We start from the raw sequence: 20,972 nt of genomic DNA, 5'->3' as shown, positions 1-20,972 counted from the left end.
CACAGGATGATATAGCTTTTCTGCACTTTGCTTACTACACCACGAAAGGCTATCCCCCCTGTTCTACAGCGCAAAGTGCCATAGCAAAGTGCGTAGGCTTTGCCTTCTCGAAGAGTATGCATCCGCGCTTTGCTATACCTGGAATCTATTGATGCATTCTCTGTTTACATCTGTAGCGCTAGCCAGCGCAGACGGTTAGTTAGCTCTGCTTGAACCTGCTTTCGATTGAGAGTGACAGCTAGCGTCAACGCTCGACCAAATAAATCTTGAGCAGCGGCCCATTCTCCAGCTTCCTGCTTGATTTCGGCCATGGTCTTTAGCGTCATTAGGCGCTGCCAGTCGTCACCTGTTTGAATCGTTAGGGCAATTCGATTGTCTAAATATTCAGTCAGCATGTGGGGTTCGTTGCGATCGCGATAAATCCGAATCAAGCCATCGATTGCCCTGAGCTGAAGATAGGGGTCATCTACCTGCCTAGCCATGATCAAAGACATTCTGTAAGCGCCAATCGCCCTCATGAGCTGACCAGTTTTAAGATAGATATCGCCTAGGTTGCTATCGGTGTTGGCCTGTCCTGCGTAGTCTCTTGCCCTAGCTCGATAGGTCGCAGCCGTTTCGTAATACTTTTGAGCGTCATTCTCTAGCCCCCGAGCGGCGGCGATTAGGCCGAGGTTGCTGAGGGAAAGTCCAATGCCGCGATCGCTATCGACACTCTGCGCGACCTGTAAGCCTTCAGAAAAAGAGGCATAGGCAGTGCCTAGATCGTCAGTTTGCAGACTGAGCGTACCAAGGTTGTTGAGTGCTAGAACCTGTTCGCTGAAGTTTTGGTTGGTGCGGGCGATCGCGAGCTGCCGACGGACAATCAGTTCTGCCTCACGGTATTGACCTAGACTGCTATATATTTGCACGAGCTGCTTGTAAGCTTCACCCATCCCGACGAGATCGCCAAGGTAGTGATAGACATCAGCCGCCTTGTTAAGCGCAACAATCGACGATTCAAATTCTCCAGAGAGCCGTTTTCTCTGGCCCAGTAACAAGAACTCATCTGCGACATCGCGCTGCTGGCGAAAAGTGCTCTGCGGCGGCATGTGCAACTGATCGGTCAAACTTTGTGCCCGTGCTGGCATCGGTCTAATCAAGTTCGAGGCTAACAGCAAACCAGCAGCAAACCCGGCCACCAGATTAGCCGTGCTTCCTCTGGTCTCCCAGCTAGCTCTTTCTCCAAAGTCCATGAGTTTTTCCTTCCGACACGCTCATAAAGTACCCAGTTTCACCAGTTTGTGAAGTTTATTGGATTAAGATGACCGCATCAGCAATCAGGGGTAAATACGAAGGGGAAACCCCGAGCGCGGCGATTTTACGACTATGCATTTGCTGGCTGGATTCTTACTGGTCGCGATCCGGCTGGCTGCAAGTCTGCCTCATCGACCTCAAAGGTCATCAGGCCAGCTTCAGAGGGAGAAGCCGCCGCTATCAGCGGGTGACCGAGATATATCGTGCGTATATCGGCTGGAATGGAGCGTTCTAGGGCCTGATACCCTATCTCTAGCTCGGAGCGTACTGCCTGCGCGGACAGCGATTCCCCTTCCGCCTGAAGATAGGCAGAGATACGGGTATCGCTCCAGCCAAATGTTTGAGCCATTAGAACGATAAGTCGCTGTCTTGGTAGCAGCCTATCTAGGGCGCGTTGCGTGTAGCACCACAGCGGCGGCGGCGCTTCTGAGAGTACGTAGTGAATCGACTCCACCTCAGGTACTTTCACCTGATTAATATGTGCGGCTGTTAGGTTGATTAGCCAGCCCTGCAGCGAAAAATCGGCGGTGGTATCGTTCTCTAGATCTGCTGTATCGGCTGATCCTATCGAGTATGGGCTAAGGTCGATTCCATCTAGCTCGTTCAGGATATGACGCCAGGTCAGCGCGAACAGATAGTCGGTTTGGACAGGGGATCTAGCAAAGTGCCGAATCAAAGAATGCACGACTGAGTTATATCGGCAGAAGAGCGCCGTGAAGTATCTGCCATCAGCGGGCGATCGCTGCAACCTGTCCAACAGCACATAGTCACTGTGGTGAATGAGCGCTTTGACCAGATCGTGATCGCATTCAGGAAAAGTAGGTATTTGCACAGGGTTTAAGCAGAACTAGGGCAAAATATGAAAAGATCGATGCCCTCAGTCGCTTCTGACAGACGCTACAGAGAGGCTATGGTTGATATGGCCGATCGGCACCGATACTGACCACCAACACTCAATAGCTTTCCCAGAAATTCTCTACAAATCAATCACAATTGTTAAGTTGGTAGACTAGAAGCCAACATCACCTTTCCTTTGGCGCGATGATAACCAGTTCTACTTCAAACGTAATAGTCGCTAATATCCCGCTAGATACGTTGGTCTCTACCCAAGGCATCATGGTGATGCTGTTGGTTGCCTACGCGGGGGCAATGTGGGCTTTCTTACGCGGCGCTCCCAAGGTTCATACGGTGATGGTCTCTGATCTAGATACCGCTCGCCGATTCTACGAAGGTGTGCTTAGCCTAGCGGCAGCCGATGTCCCTTTGCACTATTACTACAACTATGAGCAGACGCTCGGCACGGCGGGGATAGACCCGATGCTCAGCGCGTCTAGTATGGGTCAGAGTTTTGGTCAGCGTCTGGGCAGTTTTCCAGGCGAGAGCTATGGTGGCCCGGATGGGCTGTGGTATCAGCTCAAGAAAAACACGCAGCTGCATGTGATTGGGGGTGCGAGCTTGGGAAACCGCAATCGGCAGCGGCATGTCTGTTTTGACCATGACTGCTTGGAGTATTTGCTAATGCAGATACAAACTAGAGGGATTCGGCATAAGCTCAGACGCGATCGCCCGCTCAATTTTTTGGTTAAAGACTTTGACGGTGAAGTCATTGAAATGGCCGAGGTAGAAAACTAGATGAACTTGCCTGGCACCCTGTTCGATACGACGCCTTATCCTTTAGCCTTTCACTTTTTACGCTTCGATCCACTGCGATCGACATCATCAGCTAGCGCCTTAGCAGCCTTTCAATCGCCGGGTCCAGATATTGTCAGCATCGGTCCTTTGACACTGAGATGGTACGGCCTGCTGATTGCCTCAGCCGTTTTAATCGGCGTAGCGCTGTCGCAGTATTTGGCCAAAAAGCGCGGCATCGATCCAGAAAAAGTCGGTGATATGGTGATTTGGCTCGTCGTGGCTGCCATACCCTGTGCGCGTCTTTACTATGTGCTGTTTGAATGGTCGTCTTATGCCGGTCGCCCTGGCGATATTATCGCTATTTGGAGAGGGGGCATTGCTATTCACGGCGCAGTCATTGGCGGTACCCTGGCGACTATTCTTTTTGCCAAACTCAATCGGCTGTCCTTTTGGCGGCTCAGTGATGTGGTAGCGCCTTCACTAATTTTGGGCCAGGCGATTGGTCGCTGGGGAAACTTCTTTAATTCAGAAGCTTATGGTGCGCCTACCGATCTGCCCTGGAAGCTGTTTATTCCTCTTTCTAATCGACCGCCTAGCCTGCGCGAGTTTGAATATTTCCATCCTACCTTTCTCTACGAGTCCCTATGGAACTTGGGCGTGTTTGCGCTGCTGCTGTGGCTGTTTTTTTGGGGGATGAGACACCCTCAGAAGTTTAGAGCTGGAACGCTGTTTTTGGTCTATCTGATTGCCTATAGCGCTGGCCGGGTGTGGATTGAAGGACTGCGAACCGATAGCTTGATGTTCGGCCCGATTAGGATGGCTCAGCTCGTGAGTCTGATTGGAATGGCAATCGGTAGTGCTGGCCTGGTTTGGACCTATGGCTTGGGTAAGCGACTACCGGATACAGTCTCAGCAGGTCAAATGAGAGCCAATGAAAGAAAGGTGCGTGAGGAAAGTTGAAGCGCTAGAAAATCACTTTAGAGACCTAGGTCTAAAACCTAAAGAAAAAGCCCTAAAAGATCAAAAAATCTCTTAGGGCTTGGAATCAGGGTGCATCTGTATACCAAGATGCAGGATTTCTGAACCGCCTTTTGTGATCCACGATTACCTTTATTTAGTCTTCAAGAAATGACTGATAATGATAGTGAATTGATGAATACCGGCACTGTGCATCAACTTTATTTGATGTTAGTTCGTATCTATAATTGACTTGAAGTCGTACTGTCTTTCCGTCCGTTCTTTTTCGTATCCTTTTAGGTTTAGTATCTTTCTAGACCCAACTGTTCAAGGCTTACATGAATTCTCTGTCTTCTGCTCAGCTCAGACCAGCCGTCTATATTGTTGGCGCTGGTCCTGGAGACCCAGAGTTGCTAACAATCAAGGCTCAAAAGCTAATCACGCAAGCAGATGTTTTGGTATACGCCAATTCGCTGGTACCTACCCAGATTTTGCAGACGGTGCGGCCAGATGCCGAAAGAGTCGCTACTGCAAAGATGACCCTTGAAGCGATTGTGCCGCTGATGATCGAACGGGTGCGCTCTGGAAAGTCTGTGGTTAGGCTACACTCGGGCGATCCGAGCCTCTATAGCGCTATTCACGAGCAGATGCTAAGGCTGAGCCAGGCGGATGTTCCTTTTGAAGTGATCCCTGGAATCAGTGCGTTTCAAGCAGCGGCGGCTAAGCTACAGGTTGAGCTGACGATTCCTGCCCAGGTGCAGAGTATTATTCTGACTAGAATTAGCGGGCGAACGCAGGTCCCTGACACCGAGGAGCTAGCAGGGCTAGCGGCCCACCGAGCTAGCCTGTGCCTGTATCTGAGTGCTCGGCATGTTTTGGAGTCTCAGACCCAACTGATGACCCATTATCCTGCGGATACACCCGTAGCTATTTGCTTTCGAGTGGGATGGCCAGATGAGCAAATTAAGGTAGTGCCTCTCTATCAGATGGCAGCAGCCAGCCAGGCGGATGAGCTGGTACGAACAACGCTGTATATTATTTCTCCGGCGCTGGCAAATCGGGCGGTGATCGACCGCTCGTCAGATTGCTTATCAGCAGATCGCTCATCTGCTCTAGATACAGTGCTGGAGGATAGAGCAGAACTTATGAAAGAAGCAGAAATCAAGCAAGAGGTAGAAGTGCGATCGCGTCTCTACAGTCCTACTCATGACCATTTATTCAGGCCGACTACTCAACCTTCTAGTCAAGCGGCCAGTCAGGCGGCCAGTCAAGCAGAGCACACAGTGAACCAGGTATCCAATCAGCGAGTCAATCAAGAACAGGAGAGCGCCAAAAGATGAATTATTTAGTGTCTGTCTGGAGCGATCGCATCCAAGCCGAAACAGCCTATACCGAGCTTGAGTCTGCCAATATCACCATGGATAAAGTAGACCTGCTAGGCAAAGGCTTCAAATCTGCTGACGACTACGGCCTAATCGATCCTAAAGACGAAGCCTGGAAACAAATCAAACGCATGGCTACGTGGATTGTCCCCTTTGGCTTTGTCGGCGGCTTTACCTTCAACTCGATCACAGGGCTCAATACCTTTCCCTGGGCAGGTGCGCTTGGTAATCAGCTAACCGGCGGCGTTTTGGGCGCAATTGGCGGCGCTATGGGCAGCTTCTTCATCGGGGGTGGCACGGGTATCGGCGTCGGCAGCGGCGACGCTGTTTCCTATCGAAATCGACTCAACGCTGGTAAATATCTCGTCGTTGTCAAGGGCTCAGATGGCTTAATCGCTAAGGCTAGCCAAATCTTACGGCCTCTACGCCCCGAGAATATTCAAGGCTACTCAGAGCCTGGAGCATAGCGCTTCTGGGGTCATAGTGCTTCCTGCGGGCAGTAGCATTGTCGCCTGCGTTACCATCGGACACACAAGTGGCTAGCGCATAATTCAACGATTGACTGCGCGAGTATGCTAAAGATAGAACTCATAACGGCTATGAGTCCCACTTGTTGTTTATCTGCCTATTCTAGGTTTTATAAGGTTATTTATGAGTGTGTCAGCCCCCGAAAAACTGTCGTCAGCGGTTTCTAGCAATCCTTTATTAATCGGTAAAGGATTGCCTCCTTTCAATGACATAGAGCCTCAGCACGTGGTTCCAGGCATTGAGCAGCTACTGACATCGCTTCGCGCCTCGCTAGCTGCTATCGAGGCAGATATTGCGGCAAACTTAGCCAAATCCAGTCCGGCTACACCAACCTGGGAGACCCTGGTTGAGCCGCTGAATGTCATTACCGAAAAGCTAGGCTGGAGCTGGGGCATCATCGGTCACTTGATGGGCGTAAAAAATAGCCCAGAACTGCGGACGGCCTACGAAAGCGTTCAACCGGCTTTGGTGCAGTTCTCGAACCAGCTAAGTCAGAGTCGACCCATATACGATGCTCTCAAGCAGCTTCGAGCGAGCGCGGCGGGTAAATCGTTGGCACCTGCTCAGCAGCGCATTATCGAATCTGCCCTACGCGACGCGGAACTTTCGGGCGTTGGTCTTTCAGGAGAGCGCAAAGAAAAATTTAATCAGATTCAGCAGTCGTTAGCAGAACTGTCTACCCAGTTTTCTAACCATGTTTTAGACGCTACCAAGGCTTTTAGTCTGACGCTGAGCCAAAAAGAAGAGATTGCTGGACTGCCGTCTAGTCTATTGAGCTTAGCAGCGCAGGCAGCTAGGGATGCGGGTGAGGAAGGTGTGATCGCCCAGAGCGGCCCCTGGCGGATCACGCTCGATATGCCCAGCTATATTCCTTTTTTGCGCCACAGCCAGCGTCGCGACTTAAGAGAGCAGCTCTACCGGGCCTTTATCACTCGGGCCTCGGCTGGAGACTTAGATAATGCCCCTTTGATCGAACAGATCTTAGATCTGCGCCAGCAGCAGGCAGAACTATTAGGCTTTAGCAACTACGCGGAACTAAGCCTAGCCCGCAAAATGGCACCTTCAGTCTCAGCGGTAGAAGACCTGATGGAAGAGCTCAGATCTGCTAGCTACAGCGCTGCCCGACAAGAACTAGAAGCAATTAAGACATTTGCTCAGGCGCATGCGGCTGACTTCACTGAACTCAAACAGTGGGATGTGCCTTTCTGGATGGAGCGCATGAGAGAAGAACAGTTTGATCTCAACGATGAAGCCCTACGTCCTTACTTTTCGCTGCCTAACGTTTTGCAAGGGCTGTTCGGCTTAGCTGAGCGCCTATTCAATATCACAATTTCAGCCGATGACGGCAGTGCCCCTGTCTGGCACCCAGACGTTCGCTATTTTCAGGTGAGCGATAGTACCACCCAAGAAACAATCGCTCATTTCTATCTAGACCCATATAGTCGACCCGCAGAAAAACGTGGTGGTGCCTGGATGGATGAATGCATCGTCAGGGCAAAAGTGACTGAGAATAACCAGTCTCAGGTTCGCCTGCCTGTTGCCTATCTGGTGTGCAACCAGTCTCCGCCAGTAGACGGTAAGCCTAGCCTCATGACTTTCCGCGAAGTAGAGACGCTCTTTCACGAGTTTGGCCATGGCCTACAGCATATGCTCACTAGCGTGGATTACGCAGGTGCGGCTGGCATCAACAACGTGGAATGGGATGCGGTAGAGCTGCCTAGCCAGTTTATGGAGAACTGGTGCTATGAGCGCGAAACCCTTTTCGGTATGGCACAGCATTATGAAACGGGAGAGCCGCTGCCTGAGGCCGACTATCAAAAGCTGCTAGCGGCCCGTCACTTTATGACGGGTAATGCAATTTTGCGTCAGGTTAATTTTGGCTGGGTCGATATGGCGCTGCATGCTGACTATAGGAAAGATGGAGACGAGTCGGTTTGGCAGGTGCGCGATCGCATCGCTAAAAAGACGACCATCATGCCACCGCTGTCTGAAGATGCCGCGCTATGTAGCTTCGGGCATATTTTTGCGGGAGGATATGCAGCGGGCTACTACAGCTACTTCTGGGCCGAAGTGCTCAGCGCTGATGCTTTCTCTGCCTTTGAAGAAGCTGGCCTAGAAAACAAGGCAAAAGTCGCCACCATTGGCCGCAAATTTAGAGACACCGTTTTGTCATTGGGCGGCAGTCGTCATCCGATGGAAGTGTTTAAATCTTTTAGAGGAAGAGAACCTAGCACTCAAGCCCTATTGCGCCATCGAGGACTTGTTTCGTAGATAAATCCGCCAGATGACGGATGGCAATAATAGGTCTTGAGTGAAAATCGGAAGTGATACCACAGAGCGGTCAGTAGAAATATGTATAAGCTTTGTTCAATTAGGCCATGTAGCGGCGGATAAATCCTGGTTGTAATTAACTTTTGTAAATGATGAAGTCTACCTTTTTCGTGGATTTTATATAGGTTTGAGCCATTTCAGGAAGTGAAACCGAATCTGTTAGACGCATAAATACTGACTATTGGTGTCGGTCAATCGTGTTTCTACGGACAACAAGTATCAAGGCTAACTGTTACATTTGCATGAAAGGTATTGCTTCGTACGAAATGCGTGCTTTTACTCATATTTCATCTAGATGACCGCCGCATCATCTTTCACTATGACTTATAAAAAAATGCCAAGAGCTATAACAAATGTTGTTGCTTGGTACTGGCCTAACTCTTCAGATGTCAGATATACAAGCAATCAATCTCACTCAACTGATCAATTCGATCTGATTTTACAAACGCTTACTAATAAAGGCTGTCAGGTTAGCATCAAAAGATGGCTCGATCAGATTGTCGATGCCACCACTGAACAAACGCCCGATCTATTGCTAATTAGTTTGCAAACAGCAGGTGAACAGGGGTATTACCTTTGTCAGGAACTCCGTCGGCAGGCGATCGCACAGCACCTACCGATTGTTTTCGTCGGCTCTAGAGACAGTGACCAAGAAAGGAGTGAGGCGCTGCGCTGTGGTGGCAACGACTACCTGCAGTTGCCGGTAACCTCAGAGGACTGCTGGCTGAGGCTAAAGCACCATCTTTCTACGGCTCAGCTAGTGCGCCGGCTACAGGCAGATCAGCTTGATTTGACCAAACGAATTGGAGAATACAGTCGCGTTCTAGAGCAGCAAGAAGAGCTCAAAGCTTCACTGACTCAGGAGAATCAGACGCTACAGCAGTTGGCTTTTGTCGATGGATTAACGCAGGTATCCAATCGGCGTGGCTTCAATCAAAATATTTCAGCCCGCTGGGAAGAAGCAAGAGAAAAAGGACAGCGGATTTCACTGTTGTTTTGTGACATCGACTACTTTAAGGGCTACAACGATACCTATGGTCATGTGGCTGGGGATGCCTGCTTGCAAACGGTGGCGGCAGCCCTGCAGCGGGGGGCGCGTCGATATAATGATCAGGTGGCTCGGGTCGCTCGCTATGGCGGTGAAGAGTTTGCTGTCTTGCTGCCTAACACCGATGCAGAGGGAGCGCGAAAAGTGGCTCTGGCGATTCAAGAAGAGATTGCTAAGGCCCAAATTCCGCATAAAGGTTCTTTGATCAAGCCATTTCTCAGCTTGAGTATTGGCATTTCTACCCTGCGGCCTGCTCAGCTAGAGCACTGTGCCTACGAAGATTTGATCAGATGTGCAGACGACGCGCTATACAGCGCTAAGCTGCAGGGACGCGACTGTACTTTCCTAAACACTACTCAGCCCAAGCAGCTTGTGGCTGAAGAATCTACTCAACTCTGGGAGGCATCTGTCAACTACCAAAGAAGAATCTGTAAAAAGAGTGGCTTCAAGCAGAGTACTGCAAGCTAAGGGTGACTGCGATAGAGCGAGCTGCGATGAAACGGGAATTAAGCGCAGAGTCGTTTTAGAGCAGAGTCATTTCTTCGGCTGCTTTGCTTGCTGATGGATTTTTGGCGAGGAAAAGGTCTGAAATTTCCTAAGGTTGGCGCTGCGACAGTAGACTATAGAGCGTTGTGACAGAGCCTGATGGCGGAGCGCTATAACAGTTACTAAAGCAGTAGGGCCATATCCATACATATATATAGCTAGCTAGCTAGCTAGTGCTGGATGCATCCGCATCGCTAGCAGACCACTTTGCCCTACAGCCGCCATCCCATATAAGTAGTGCGTTACGGAGGAGAAGAGCTAACTTGTGCCCAATAGCAATACGACCACCAGTGCTCAGCCAGCCTCTAGAGAACCATCACGACACGAACTAAGGGAGTTGGTGCGATCACAGCTTCAGGTGCTTCTAGAGCAGGATAACTTCCGAGGGGCCAAAGCCTTGCTGGTGCCTGTGCAGCCAGCCGATATCGCCGAAGCTATTGAGGGATTGCCCGACACTATGCAGGCGATCGCCTTTCGCCTGCTCTCTAAAGATGAGGCGATCGAAGTCTACGAGAACCTCGACTCCTCTGTTCAGCAGTCCTTGATCGAAGAATTCAAACGTCAAGATCTGATCGACATCGTTGATAAGATGTCGCCTGACGATCGCGCCCGGCTGTTTGATGAGCTGCCTGCTAAAGTCGTGCGTCGCCTGCTCGAACAGCTTAGCTTGCAAGAGCGCCAGTCCACTGCCCTACTGCTTGGCTACGAAGCCCAGACCGCTGGCCGGATTATGACGCCAGAGTACGTAGCGCTCAAAGAAAATTGGACGGTGGGTAGAGCGCTCGATCACATCAGGGCTCAGGCCGAACTCAGCGAAATGGTCTACTACGTCTTTGTCACTAATTTTGCTCGCCAGTTAACCGGTATCCTATCGCTGCGCCAGCTCGTCGTAGGCGGTGCTGAACAGACCATTGGCGAAATCATGACTCGTGAAGTGGTTTCTGTGCAGACCAGCGCTGACCAAGAAGAGGTTGCCCGGATAATTCAGCGCTACGACTTTCTAGCTGTTCCTGTGGTGGATACAGAAAATAGACTGGTAGGGATCATCACCGTAGATGACGTGATCGATATTCTAGAAGAAGAAGCCACTGAAGATATCTATACCCTAGGTGGTGTCCAATCGGGAGGAGATAACTACTTTCAAAGCAATCTGCTAGACGTGGCGCGTAAGCGAGTCGTTTGGCTATCTGTTTTATTGATTACGAATACGGTCACCGCTGCGGTGATTCAGTCTCAGCAGGATATCTTGCAAAAGGTGGTAGCACTAGCTGCCTTTATTCCGCTGCTAATCGGCACTGGCGGCAATGTGGGCGCGCAGTCTTCTACGGTTGTGATTCGGGGATTGAATACCGACGAGCTGAAAATTAAAGACGCGGTCACTGTCATCCGCCGCGAAGCGGTGGCGGGTGCCTTTTTGGGCCTAATGCTAGCTATCGTCGTGACTGGGTGGGCCTATGTGCTTCAGGGCGCAGAGCTCTCCCACCTACCTATTGCTTTGACGGTGGGCATCTCACTGATTGGTATCTCAGTGTTGGCTTCTAGTGCGGGGGCCGCGCTGCCCTTCTTATTTCAGTCGCTAGGGTTGGATCCAGCGCTGATGTCGGCACCTTTTATTACCACCGTAGTCGATGTTCTAGGGGTTTTGATCTATCTCAACCTAGCTCGCTACATTCTGCGGCTCTAGTCGATACCGTTGCTCGGTATCAAACATGACCTAGCCAATTTGATATAGTTTCTACAGATGTGAGAGATTCAACACAAAATATGTTCTGATATGGTCAGCTTTGCTTCTAGCCCAGCGCTCAGGTGAAAGATTTCAGCGTGCAGAACTCAGGGCATAGAACTTAAGGTATAGAACTCAAGGCATAGATAAAAGCCGAGATGCAAAGAATTGTTTAAAGTGTGTATATACTGGCCAGTGTGTGCTGGCAGATCAGGTGAGCTGTGCTGCAAAAATTCAAGCAAGACATCAAAAATGACTTGATCGCGGGGTTAGTCGTTATCATTCCGCTGGCGACTACGATTTGGCTGACGATCAATGTTGCCACCTGGGTAGTTCGCTTTCTTACTCGCGTTCCCAATCGGCTGAATCCTTTTACCGAGCTAAATCCTTTTGTAGGGTATCTAATCAATCTGGTCGTCGGCTTTTCGGTGCCTTTGCTGGCAATTTTGCTAATTGGCCTGATGGCTAGAAACTTTGCTGGTCGCTGGCTGCTGGATTTAGGCGAGCGGATTGTGCAGTCGATTCCGCTGGCAGGTTCGGTTTATAAGACTATTCAGCAGCTTTTGCAGACTATCTTTCAAGATTCTAAGAGTCGGTTTCGCCGGGTCGTGCTAATCGAATATCCTCGTCGTGGCCTGTGGGCGATCGCATTTGTGACTGGGGCCGCTGTTACCGATACGCCTGGTAAAATGCTGAGCGTCTTTATCCCCACCACGCCTAATCCTACTAGCGGCTGGTATGCTGTCGTATCAGAAGACGACATTCTCAATCTATCTATTTCCGTGGAAGAGGCCTTCAAAGTTTTACTCTCTGGTGGCATCGTTGGCCCAAATCTAGCTGCCGAAATCCCAGCGAGTCGGCTAAACAACGACCAGACCCAGACGCTGCCTGCAAGTACTCCTTCATCGCTACCGGCTGAAAGCGTCATGGCTCAGCCGCATCAACCTCTAAACGCGATGCCCGAAGACAACTAGGGCTAAGTGCGGATATTAGCTGAGCAGTTATTTAGAGGCTTTGCGCGCATCTATACTAGGCATTCCCCAGCTATAGAGAAGCTAGGCATTCAGAGAAAGGCTGATAGAATAGCTGAACTTCAAGTTTGACGGTACGGAATGAAAGCGCGCTCTATCGCTCGTGAACTGGCCCTTCTAGGCGTTAGCCAGCTCGCTGATAATCTCTCTAAAAGACAGACTTCGATCAGACCTGCGGCTGATTACTCTAAAAAGCAGATAGATGGATTGCTGCTCAAGGCGCTGACGGCTCTAGGCGCGGATGCCAGAGAGGGGATAGAGTCCGCTGAAGGTGAATTGCAGCGTGGTGAAAGGCTGATTCTAGAAAGTGAAACGCGCACAGTCGATTCTAAAGCGGTGCGATGGCAGGGCCACTCCTCTGGAGTATCGCGCATACAGCCGGCTATTCCCCTGCTCAAGACAGCTATCAACCAAATAGGAGAAAAATTGGAGCTGCTGCTGTTTGCTCAGCAGAACAGTAAGGAGATGACGACGGTGCGTCAATCGCTAGAATCTGCTGCCAAAAGTGTAGAATCTGCCGATCGGTTGCTGATCGATCATGAGCAAAAGGTCGCTGATATTGAAGCAGTGCGATCGCAACTTCAAAGCGCGATCGTCACCGCCAAAGTCACAATTGCAAAGATCAGAACCACTTTAGATCCTGAGCAGCTTGCGGCCTTGCTGAGCCGCGATGAGATCCGTAGCTACGCCTGTGAACTGACAGCCAGCTGGATTCGCTACCAAGAAGCGATCGACGCTCAGCTAAACGATGCTATGGAAAAGTGGAGCATCCGCCGCCTAGCTCGTGTCGATAGAGACATTTTGCGGCTCGCCATGATCGAAATCGTCCATATGGATGTGCCCAAAAAAGTTGCGATTGATGAAGCGATAGAAATGGCCAAACGCTACAGTGATGAAGAGGGCTATCGCTTTATCAACGGGGTACTGCGCCGTACGACTGATAAGCTATAAGCAGTTAAGTTACATAGAGTGAGTTTTACAAGGGTGAGTTTAGGGTAATGGCAGCTTTCAACTGGTTTAAACGCAGCTATGAGGAGCCCAAAGACCCCAAAGAATCCGCCAGCGAGAACGCCAGCAAGGTCGAACCGGAGCAGCCAGTTGAAGAAAAGCAGGAAGAAACGCCTGCGAGCTCAGAAGACTATCTAAACTGGGCAAAGGCTGCCTATCAAAATATTCAGTCTCGCCAAACCCAAAGCGAGACACAAAGTACGGAAGCTGAGCAGACTCAGGCACCAGAAGATACTGAAAAAGAGACTGTTGAAGACAGCTCTACTCAGGACGAAGCCTTCAAAGAAACCGCCTCTGAAGACGCCGCTCAACCTGTTGAAGCAGCCGCTACGGTTGAAGCTTCTACGGCTGAAGTCTCTGAACCTGTCGCAGAAACTGAGCCCGATGTAGAAGCAGTCGATACGGAACCAAGCTCTACAGAATCAGGCTCTACAGAAGCAACCGAAACTGACTTTCCTGAAGCAGACGCTCCTGTAGTAGCAGCTACCGACGCTGCTAGCACGGAAGTAACTGGCACTGAGGACGCTGATGCCGAGGCCACTGAAGTAGAAACCGAAGCAGACTCTGTAGCTGCTCGGCCTTTTTGGGCGGCTCAAGCTGAACAAGAACGCATCGCCCGACTAGAACGTCTGCAAGCCGAAGCGATTCTAGAACCCGAACCTGAACCTGCTGCGCCTGAGCAGGAATTTGTTCCGCTCGATATCGACCTAGATGAAGCCTTCTTATGGTCAGCAGAGGTCTTGGCTTCTCAGGGGCGTCGCCCTGATCAGATCTCTGTAGAAGAAATTACCTGGCTCAACAAATTACGCCAAGGGCTCGATAAAACCCGCCGAGGTCTGGTCAACCAGCTCAAATCTATTGTGGGGCAGGGGCCGCTGAACGATGAAGCGGTTGATGAAATCGAAGCTCTGCTGCTTCAAGCTGACGTGGGCGTGGCGGCGACTGACAAAATTATCTCTGCGCTTCAGTCTAAGCTTAAAGAAGAAACGCTGCCGCCAGAGCAGGCAATCGGCTATCTAAAATCGCTGCTACGCGACATGCTAGAAGCGCCGCTCGAAGGCGAGCACAACCTGACCTTTACCCCAGAAAAAGATAAGCTCAGCATCTGGCTGATGACCGGCGTGAACGGCGCGGGCAAAACGACCACGATTGGCAAACTGGCTCACATTGCAACGAAATCAGAGTTTAAGTGTCTGATTGGCGCTGCGGATACTTTTCGGGCGGCGGCTGTGGAACAGGTGAAGGTTTGGGGCGATCGCAGTGGCGTAGAGGTGATCGCCAATCCCGGCAAAAACACCGACCCTGCCGCAGTGGTCTTCGATGCTATCAGCGCGGCCAACTCTCGCGATATTGAGCTACTGCTAATTGACACCGCCGGACGGCTGCAAAACAAAAAGAACCTGATGGACGAGCTGTCAAAAGTTCGCAAAATCATCGATAAAAAAGCGCCCGATGCCAACGTTGAATCTCTGCTTGTCTTGGACGCGACTTTGGGACAGAACGGCCTGCGGCAGGCTCAGGTGTTTGCCGAAGCTGCCCAGCTTAGCGGCGTTGTGCTCACCAAACTAGATGGCACCGCTAGAGGCGGCGTTGCCTTAGCCGTCGTCGAACAGCTCGGCCTGCCTATTCGCTTTATCGGTGCCGGGGAAGGTATCGAAGATTTGCGACCTTTTTCTAGCTATGAATTTATTGAAGCCCTGCTGAGCGGTTGAGGGAATGCCTTTTTCTGTTGCCGTATCTACAGTTAAGATCAAGTAAGACAAGACCCACTTGAGGCGTTAGCTATGCTGTCATCATCCATAGCCAAAGATCTACCGAACGCTATCGATCTGCCTTGTTCTGACGATATACCTGTGGATAACGAAGATCAAAATCTATTACCCAACCTCCTGCTGATGCTACTGGCTCATCTGTGGTCAGATCGGCAGGACTGGTACTTTGGGGTGGATATGGCGGTGTATCACACCACCGGGGTGAGTCCAAAAGTGCCAGTGGTTCCAGATGGATTTCTGAGCTTAGGGGTCGAAAGAAAAAAGGGAGGTAAGTCCCGGAGAAGCTATGTGGTCTGGGACGAGCAAGATATTGTTCCAATGATGACTTTGGAAATGGTGTCTCACCAGCCTGGTGGTGAATATGAAGAGAAGCTAGCTATCTACGCTAAGTTAGGCGTGCTTTACTACATAGTCTATAACTCAGAGTATTGGCAACGAGACAGACATCAGCCATTAGAAATATACAAGTTGGTGGCAGGTAGCTATCAGCTGCAGATTGGCGAACCCTATTGGATGCCGGAAGTCGGATTGGCAATCGGTCGCTATCAAGGTGAATTTGGTGGATTGTCTCAAGAAATACTGACCTGGTACGACGCTCAGGGAAATCGACATTTGAGTGCTGCTGAGCAGGCTAATCAGGAAAAAGAGCGATTGGCTGCTTTCTTGCGATCGCAAGGCTTTGACCCAGAGAACCTACCTGAAACCTAAACGATTGCGATGTCAATATTTGTAGTTGTTTTTCGGTAAACGCTTAGTAACAAAAAATACGTGCCGGGCATAGTAAATTCATCACTTCTACTCCGTTGTGATATTCGTATGTTTAAGTACTTGGCTAGAAAAATATGGGCTTGATAATATCCATCGCAAAATTCTGTGCTTGGTCTGCTGCCATTATCATGACAGTCGCTACTCTTTTATTTCTGATATCAATTGGAAAGTTTCTTGTGTACGTAGTTTTCGGTCTATTCTTCGCTTGGCTATTCTTCTACACAGTTTCTGATGAATCAAGACTGCGGTCTGCTGTGTTTACCTTCTTCCAGCAGTGAGGCAGATTATACAGGATAACGTTAAATACTTCTTTGAGTAGATAAAGCAGCAACCAGTTATGTGTTGAGAACAACTCCCCAACGCTAGCTGGTTGGATAGCCTATAGGGCTACCCTCACAAAGTTTTAGCTGGAAGGTCTGCTTTCCTATCTATGTGGATGGCAGGCTTTAATTTTTTAATCGCTACCTAAAACACCTGATTCCATTCATAGATAGAATATTCCGTCCAGATCCCATTTTGCCAATACGGATCGCCTTCTACTAGCTGACGCACTGCGTCCTTACTTTCGGCTTCGTAGGTGCCAAACACCTTAGTGTTATCCACCGTCGGCCCTAGCGCGGTGAGCAATCCTTTTTCTTTCTGATCGCTGAGCCCTTTGAGGTGAGCCTCCCGATAGGGGCCACGTTTTTCTAGCGCGTTCTCGCAGTAGCTGCCCCACATCACAAACTTAGCCATAGAACTTAGCCATAGATGATCAACTTTTAGACGATTAACTTTTTAGCGTATGAGCCTCTATCAAATCACACAATCTCAAACGTCACGCCATAGGTTTGCAAAAGATCGCAGGTGGTATGGTCTACCACATTCGTATCACTCAGCTCTAGATTGTAGAAATTGACCGTTTCATCATCGAAGTAAGGGCCTGCGTGCCAGGTGCCCACCTCCAGCTTGACAAAGCAGTCCCCTGGAATTTCAAAAACCTTAATGTCGTCTGGACTAGGCAAAGGTGCCTCGCTCGGCGGGGCGACTCCTAAAAACCAAGTGCGACCTTCTAAAGCGCCTAGACACTGGGTACATCCACCGTGACGAGTGATCTGATGAAACAGCCGTCCGCGTTGATGTAGCGCCATGATGTAGAACCGAGGCGTGCCTGCTTCTAACCTGAGCTGAGCATCTTGTGGATTAAATGGAACGTTATCTGGCTGTGGCAAAATTAGCTGACCAAACGGCTGAAACGTTTCAGCGGTAATTGGGATCGCCTGAATGGATCGAGTGGTGATTGAGTTGAGCATAGGGGAGCTGACCATAGAGCAAGCGCTAATGACATCATCACGAAGTTATAAGCTTTATCGCCAAAGCCTATCGGTATTATTCTAGAGAAAGCATAATCGTATTTCTGCTTAGACTTTTCATTTCCTTCATCAAACGCGATTTTCCATGGACGACAAACTCATGCTGATGATTCCGGGCCCGACACCGGTTCCCGAAAAAGTACTGCTGGCAATGGCTAAGCATCCTATTGGGCATCGCAGCGGTGAATTTAGTCAGATTATCGCGGAGACCAATGCCAATCTAAAGTGGCTGTTTCAAACCAAAAATCATGTGCTGGCACTCGCTGCTAGCGGCACAGGTACAGTAGAAGCGGCGATTATTAATTTTTTGAGCGCGGGCGATCGCGTCCTAGTCGGCAGCAACGGCAAATTCGGCGAACGCTGGGTTCAAATTGCCAACGCCTATGGCCTAGATGTGCAGGCCATCAAAGCCGACTGGGGCACTCCGCTCAACCCAGATGACTTTGCTAAAGAATTAAAAGCCGACAGCGACAAGAAAATTAAAGCTGTCATCATCACCCACAGTGAAACCTCTACAGGCGTTCTCAACGACCTAGAGGCGATCAACAAACTTGTCAAAGACCATGGCGAAGCGTTAATTATCGTCGATGCTGTCACTAGCCTAGGCTCGTACAACATTCCTGTCGATGAATGGGGGATTGACGTCATCGCCTCGGGTTCGCAAAAGGGCTTCATGCTGCCGCCAGGATTAGGCTTTGTCACTGTTAGCGATCAGGCATGGACGGCCTACGAGAGCGCAACTTTGCCAAAGTTCTATCTAGACCTAGGCAAGTATCGCAAGTCTGCCGACAAAGACAGCACCCCCTTCACCCCGCCGGTCAATCTCTATTTCGGCATGAAAGTGGCGCTAGAGATGATGAAAGCAGAAGGCTTAGACAGTATCTTCGCTCGTCACGCTCGCCACAGAGAAGCTGCCCGCGCTGCGATGAAAGCACTAGGCTTACCGCTGTTTGCGCCAGATACGCATGCGAGTCCGGCGGTGACTTCGGTGGTGCCCGATGGCCTTGACGCCGAGAAAATTCGCTCGGTGATGAAGAACCGCTTTGATATTGCGCTAGCGGGCGGACAAGATCACATGAAGGGCAAGATGTTTCGGATGGGGCACTTAGGATTTGTGAGCGATCGCGATATTCTCTGTGCTGTGAGCGCGTTGGAAGCTACGCTCGCTGAGCTTGGTCACACTACAAAGGAAAGCGGTGTGGCTGCTGCTAGCGAGAAGCTTCAGTAGTATTCAGCGATACAAGAGAGACTACACCTGCTTTCGTAAGAGGCTAATCACTTCTCCGGGGGCGGGTGGAATTACTAGCGGGTCTTGGATGGCGATCGCGCGGCTCCAAAGTCCGGTCTCGGTGTAGCGCAGTATGTGCAGCAGGTGGATGGTTTGCCGTACGGCCTCTGGACTGCCGAGCAGGATATGCCGAACATGCGAGCGGCTAGGTCGAACCGGTGGCGGGGTGATCTGAGAAAAGCCTGAGGCGGCGAGCGGATTGAACTGGCTAGACGGGCTGTGGCTAGCGATCCTAACGGGATGTTGGACAGTCGTGAATCTGTTCATGGTTGGTTTCTAAGTCTCTTTTGAGGTCTTTCTGTGATGTTTGATTCAGAAGAAACTTAAAAACTTAGCCACCCCAACTTGCCAAGAGTTAGGGTGGCTATGCAATCATGTGCATAACCTCCTATCTGCGAGTTTCAGACTGGGGGCGAGTTGCTATCGGTGGGTGCAACCATCGGTAGCAACGACTAAGTTTTTAAGAGATGTGGTGGAGCGCGATCGCATTGCCACCGAAATCAGCCTATCAGTATGCTTTCAAACGTGTCAATTGATTCACATCGAATTTGGCATCGAATCATTGCAAACCCGTAGCCCCTAAACAGCCTCGTCTGGATCAACGCCTAACGCTCTCAACCTGTCAGCCAGCTGCTGAGCCTTTTGCTGAGCTTCATCCCGCTCTTGCTGAGCTTCATCCCGCTCTTGCTGTGCCGTGTCTCGTTCTTGCTGACTCAGTGTCCACTGCTGCTCTACTTCTCTGCGGTTTAACAGGTACAGTCCAGTCTGCGGATCGTAGAATCTCAGAGATTTGGGAAGAGGAACGATGCCGATTAGCGCTTGCTCTGGTCTGAGCTGTAGATCTAGGCCGAGCACTTTGCTAGATAAATAAGAGATACCCTCTGCCGTCTCCTGACGTGATAGCGGTTGATACTGTCCGTTAACTAGGGTTCTACCCTTTAGCTGTGGTTTTAGATAGTCGGCGGTCGGGTCGTATTGAAAATATTCTTGGACGCCTAAGCTGGCGTACAGCTGCGGCTTCTCCACTTCGTCTTTTTTCTGGGTAGATTCGGAGGTGATTTCTAGCACGAAGCTGGGAAGTTTGTTGCCTTCCTGCCAGGTTTTGTAGCTTTTGCGCTGGCGGGCGCTGACACCGAATACGACGAAGACGTCTGGCGATACGACTGCCTTCGGGTTGCCTTGTTCGTAGTAGATGAACAGATTGCCGGATACGTAGACCTGGCGGCGGCTCTGAAAGTAGAGGCGGAGGACTTCGACGGCGTAGATTAGATAGTCGCGGGTGGCGTCGCTTTCGGACATGGGTTGACCGTCGGTATCTGGATAGATGGCTGTGTCGCGAGTTAGCTTGGCAGTATCCATCGGATGGAGATCCTTTAGCTGTGGTTATCTCATTTTAGCTGGCGATTTTGGCCGTCGTTCGTGGAAGTCTGAAGACCGAGGCGGGTAGAGGTGATGATGAACCCAGCTTAGAGGTTACGCTCGGCGCTCAGGCTGTCAGAGAAAGCTTCGCAGTCTTGTTTGAGGGCGGCGAAGGCATTGGGTAAGGCTGCGACGAGGGGTTGAATGCGATCGCCTTTAAGCTGCATTGTATAGATGTTTCTGACGACATGCCTGAACGCGCAGTAGTCTTCGAGCAGTGTGCGAGTGGCAGGCGTGATGACCGGTTGACGCAGGTCAGGCAAGCTAGCGGACATTTGGCGCAGTAATCGGCGATGCCAGTCTGATTCGGTGGGTAGGTTGCTGTCTATGTCGCGGGCGATTTCCCTAAAGATTCGTTCGGCTCCAGAATAAAAGCTATGGAGATTCAGGGCTAGTGTGCCTAGATAATCTTCGTCTTGAGTTTGCAGATATTTGATGAGTAGCTGCTGGGTGTTTTCTGTCAGCTGAGCAAGTTCGTTTAGGTTTTGACGGATGAGCCCGATGAGGGGGGCGTGGTGAGTGCTCATGCTGTGTGAAAAATAAGTATCGACAGATAGCGGTACAGCAGATTGTGATGTATCGGATAGCTCAATGCCTGTTCGTACAATAGACTGACGAAGTGAGAGCGGTGCCTGTTCAAACAAGACTAAATCAATAGAAAAAGCTGAATCTAGTTTGAATAACCGAGAAATAGCTTTGCAGTAGGCGTGGTTGGGCAAGCCCCAAACGGCCAGATCTATATCGGAGCTAGGCCGTATATGCTGGGCGTGAAGCATGGAGCCAAAGAGAACAATTTTTGTGGCGGCGAATTCTTTTCTGAGCAGTTGCGCTGCTTGCTGGGCCGTTTGCCAGCCGAGCTGCTGACGTAGTTGCTGTGGGGGTGGGGTTTCTAGC

At 50.4% G+C, this 20,972-nt stretch carries 19 protein-coding genes; 12 read left to right on the top strand and 7 right to left on the bottom strand.

Features of this window, described 5'->3' with window-relative positions; genetic code table 11:
• Nucleotides 1-164: 164 nt before the first annotated feature.
• On the bottom strand, nucleotides 165-1,232 hold the full coding sequence (locus tag IQ256_RS17605) for a tetratricopeptide repeat protein (RefSeq protein ID WP_193856861.1): 1,068 nt from the start codon (nucleotides 1,230-1,232) through the stop codon (nucleotides 165-167).
• Nucleotides 1,233-1,363: 131 nt separating this feature from the next.
• Nucleotides 1,364-2,125: a sigma-70 family RNA polymerase sigma factor gene (locus tag IQ256_RS17600; protein ID WP_370623477.1), complete on the bottom strand. Its 762-nt coding sequence runs from the start codon at nucleotides 2,123-2,125 to the stop codon at nucleotides 1,364-1,366.
• A 209-nt stretch (nucleotides 2,126-2,334) separates the two neighbouring features.
• Between IQ256_RS17600 and IQ256_RS17595 the strand changes: the two genes are divergently transcribed.
• The 11 genes from IQ256_RS17595 (at nucleotide 2,335) to IQ256_RS17545 (ending at nucleotide 15,959) form a co-directional block, all read left to right on the top strand.
• Nucleotides 2,335-2,925 (top strand): glyoxalase-like domain protein, encoded by a 591-nt coding sequence (locus IQ256_RS17595; RefSeq protein WP_193856860.1) that lies wholly within the window; start codon nucleotides 2,335-2,337, stop codon nucleotides 2,923-2,925.
• Nucleotides 2,926-3,885, top strand: coding sequence for a prolipoprotein diacylglyceryl transferase (gene lgt, locus IQ256_RS17590; protein WP_228025005.1), 960 nt, complete (start codon nucleotides 2,926-2,928; stop codon nucleotides 3,883-3,885).
• A 335-nt stretch (nucleotides 3,886-4,220) separates the two neighbouring features.
• The gene (cobM, locus tag IQ256_RS17585) at nucleotides 4,221-5,222 is read left to right on the top strand and encodes a precorrin-4 C(11)-methyltransferase (RefSeq protein WP_193856859.1); all 1,002 of its coding nucleotides are present in this window, start codon (nucleotides 4,221-4,223) and stop codon (nucleotides 5,220-5,222) included.
• Nucleotides 5,219-5,731: a hypothetical protein gene (locus IQ256_RS17580; protein ID WP_193856858.1), complete on the top strand. Its 513-nt coding sequence runs from the start codon at nucleotides 5,219-5,221 to the stop codon at nucleotides 5,729-5,731. The genes cobM and IQ256_RS17580 overlap by 4 nt, the downstream gene beginning before the upstream one ends.
• A gap of 184 nt (nucleotides 5,732-5,915) precedes the next feature.
• Nucleotides 5,916-8,063, top strand: coding sequence for a M3 family metallopeptidase (locus IQ256_RS17575; protein ID WP_193856857.1), 2,148 nt, complete (start codon nucleotides 5,916-5,918; stop codon nucleotides 8,061-8,063).
• A 379-nt stretch (nucleotides 8,064-8,442) separates the two neighbouring features.
• Nucleotides 8,443-9,639, top strand: a complete 1,197-nt coding sequence (locus IQ256_RS17570) for a diguanylate cyclase domain-containing protein (RefSeq protein ID WP_193856856.1) — start codon at nucleotides 8,443-8,445, stop codon at nucleotides 9,637-9,639.
• A gap of 343 nt (nucleotides 9,640-9,982) precedes the next feature.
• Entirely contained in the window at nucleotides 9,983-11,401 is a 1,419-nt protein-coding gene (gene mgtE / locus IQ256_RS17565; protein ID WP_193856855.1) for a magnesium transporter, read from the top strand.
• Between the two features lie 260 nt (nucleotides 11,402-11,661).
• Nucleotides 11,662-12,414, top strand: a complete 753-nt coding sequence (locus IQ256_RS17560) for a DUF502 domain-containing protein (RefSeq protein ID WP_193856854.1) — start codon at nucleotides 11,662-11,664, stop codon at nucleotides 12,412-12,414.
• A gap of 138 nt (nucleotides 12,415-12,552) precedes the next feature.
• A complete protein-coding gene (gene nusB / locus IQ256_RS29735) occupies nucleotides 12,553-13,422 on the top strand; it encodes a transcription antitermination factor NusB (protein WP_228025003.1) in 870 nt (289 codons plus the stop codon).
• Nucleotides 13,423-13,469: 47 nt separating this feature from the next.
• Nucleotides 13,470-15,191 carry a signal recognition particle-docking protein FtsY gene (ftsY, locus tag IQ256_RS17550; protein WP_193856853.1) on the top strand — a complete coding sequence of 574 codons (1,722 nt, stop codon included), beginning with the start codon at nucleotides 13,470-13,472 and terminating at the stop codon, nucleotides 15,189-15,191.
• Nucleotides 15,192-15,263: 72 nt separating this feature from the next.
• Nucleotides 15,264-15,959, top strand: a complete 696-nt coding sequence (locus tag IQ256_RS17545) for a Uma2 family endonuclease (protein ID WP_193856852.1) — start codon at nucleotides 15,264-15,266, stop codon at nucleotides 15,957-15,959.
• 525 nt (nucleotides 15,960-16,484) lie between these two features.
• Here IQ256_RS17545 and IQ256_RS17540 read toward each other — a convergent pair.
• Together IQ256_RS17540 and IQ256_RS17535 are read right to left on the bottom strand one after the other, a co-directional pair.
• Nucleotides 16,485-16,754, bottom strand: coding sequence for a YciI family protein (locus IQ256_RS17540; protein WP_193856851.1), 270 nt, complete (start codon nucleotides 16,752-16,754; stop codon nucleotides 16,485-16,487).
• A 65-nt stretch (nucleotides 16,755-16,819) separates the two neighbouring features.
• Nucleotides 16,820-17,326: an ureidoglycolate lyase gene (locus tag IQ256_RS17535; protein ID WP_228025001.1), complete on the bottom strand. Its 507-nt coding sequence runs from the start codon at nucleotides 17,324-17,326 to the stop codon at nucleotides 16,820-16,822.
• Between the two features lie 130 nt (nucleotides 17,327-17,456).
• Here IQ256_RS17535 and IQ256_RS17530 point away from each other — a divergent pair, with 130 nt between their 5' ends.
• Nucleotides 17,457-18,599 carry an alanine--glyoxylate aminotransferase family protein gene (locus tag IQ256_RS17530; RefSeq protein WP_193856850.1) on the top strand — a complete coding sequence of 381 codons (1,143 nt, stop codon included), beginning with the start codon at nucleotides 17,457-17,459 and terminating at the stop codon, nucleotides 18,597-18,599.
• A gap of 21 nt (nucleotides 18,600-18,620) precedes the next feature.
• Here the strand turns inward: IQ256_RS17530 and IQ256_RS17525 are convergent, their stop codons facing one another.
• The 3 genes from IQ256_RS17525 to IQ256_RS17515 form a co-directional block, all read right to left on the bottom strand.
• Entirely contained in the window at nucleotides 18,621-18,926 is a 306-nt protein-coding gene (locus IQ256_RS17525; protein ID WP_193856849.1) for a hypothetical protein, read from the bottom strand.
• Nucleotides 18,927-19,238: 312 nt separating this feature from the next.
• Complete coding sequence (locus tag IQ256_RS17520) at nucleotides 19,239-20,018, bottom strand: Uma2 family endonuclease (protein WP_193856848.1); 780 nt, start codon at nucleotides 20,016-20,018, stop codon at nucleotides 19,239-19,241.
• A gap of 107 nt (nucleotides 20,019-20,125) precedes the next feature.
• On the bottom strand, nucleotides 20,126-20,972 hold an 847-nt coding region (locus IQ256_RS17515; RefSeq protein WP_193856847.1), incomplete at its 5' end, for a nucleotidyltransferase family protein.

This window comes from cf. Phormidesmis sp. LEGE 11477, assembly GCF_015207105.1.
GTDB lineage: Bacteria > Cyanobacteriota > Cyanobacteriia > Phormidesmidales > Phormidesmidaceae > Phormidesmis.
Note: the sequence above shows the minus strand (reverse complement) of the source record. Positions and strands in the feature narration are given on the sequence as shown.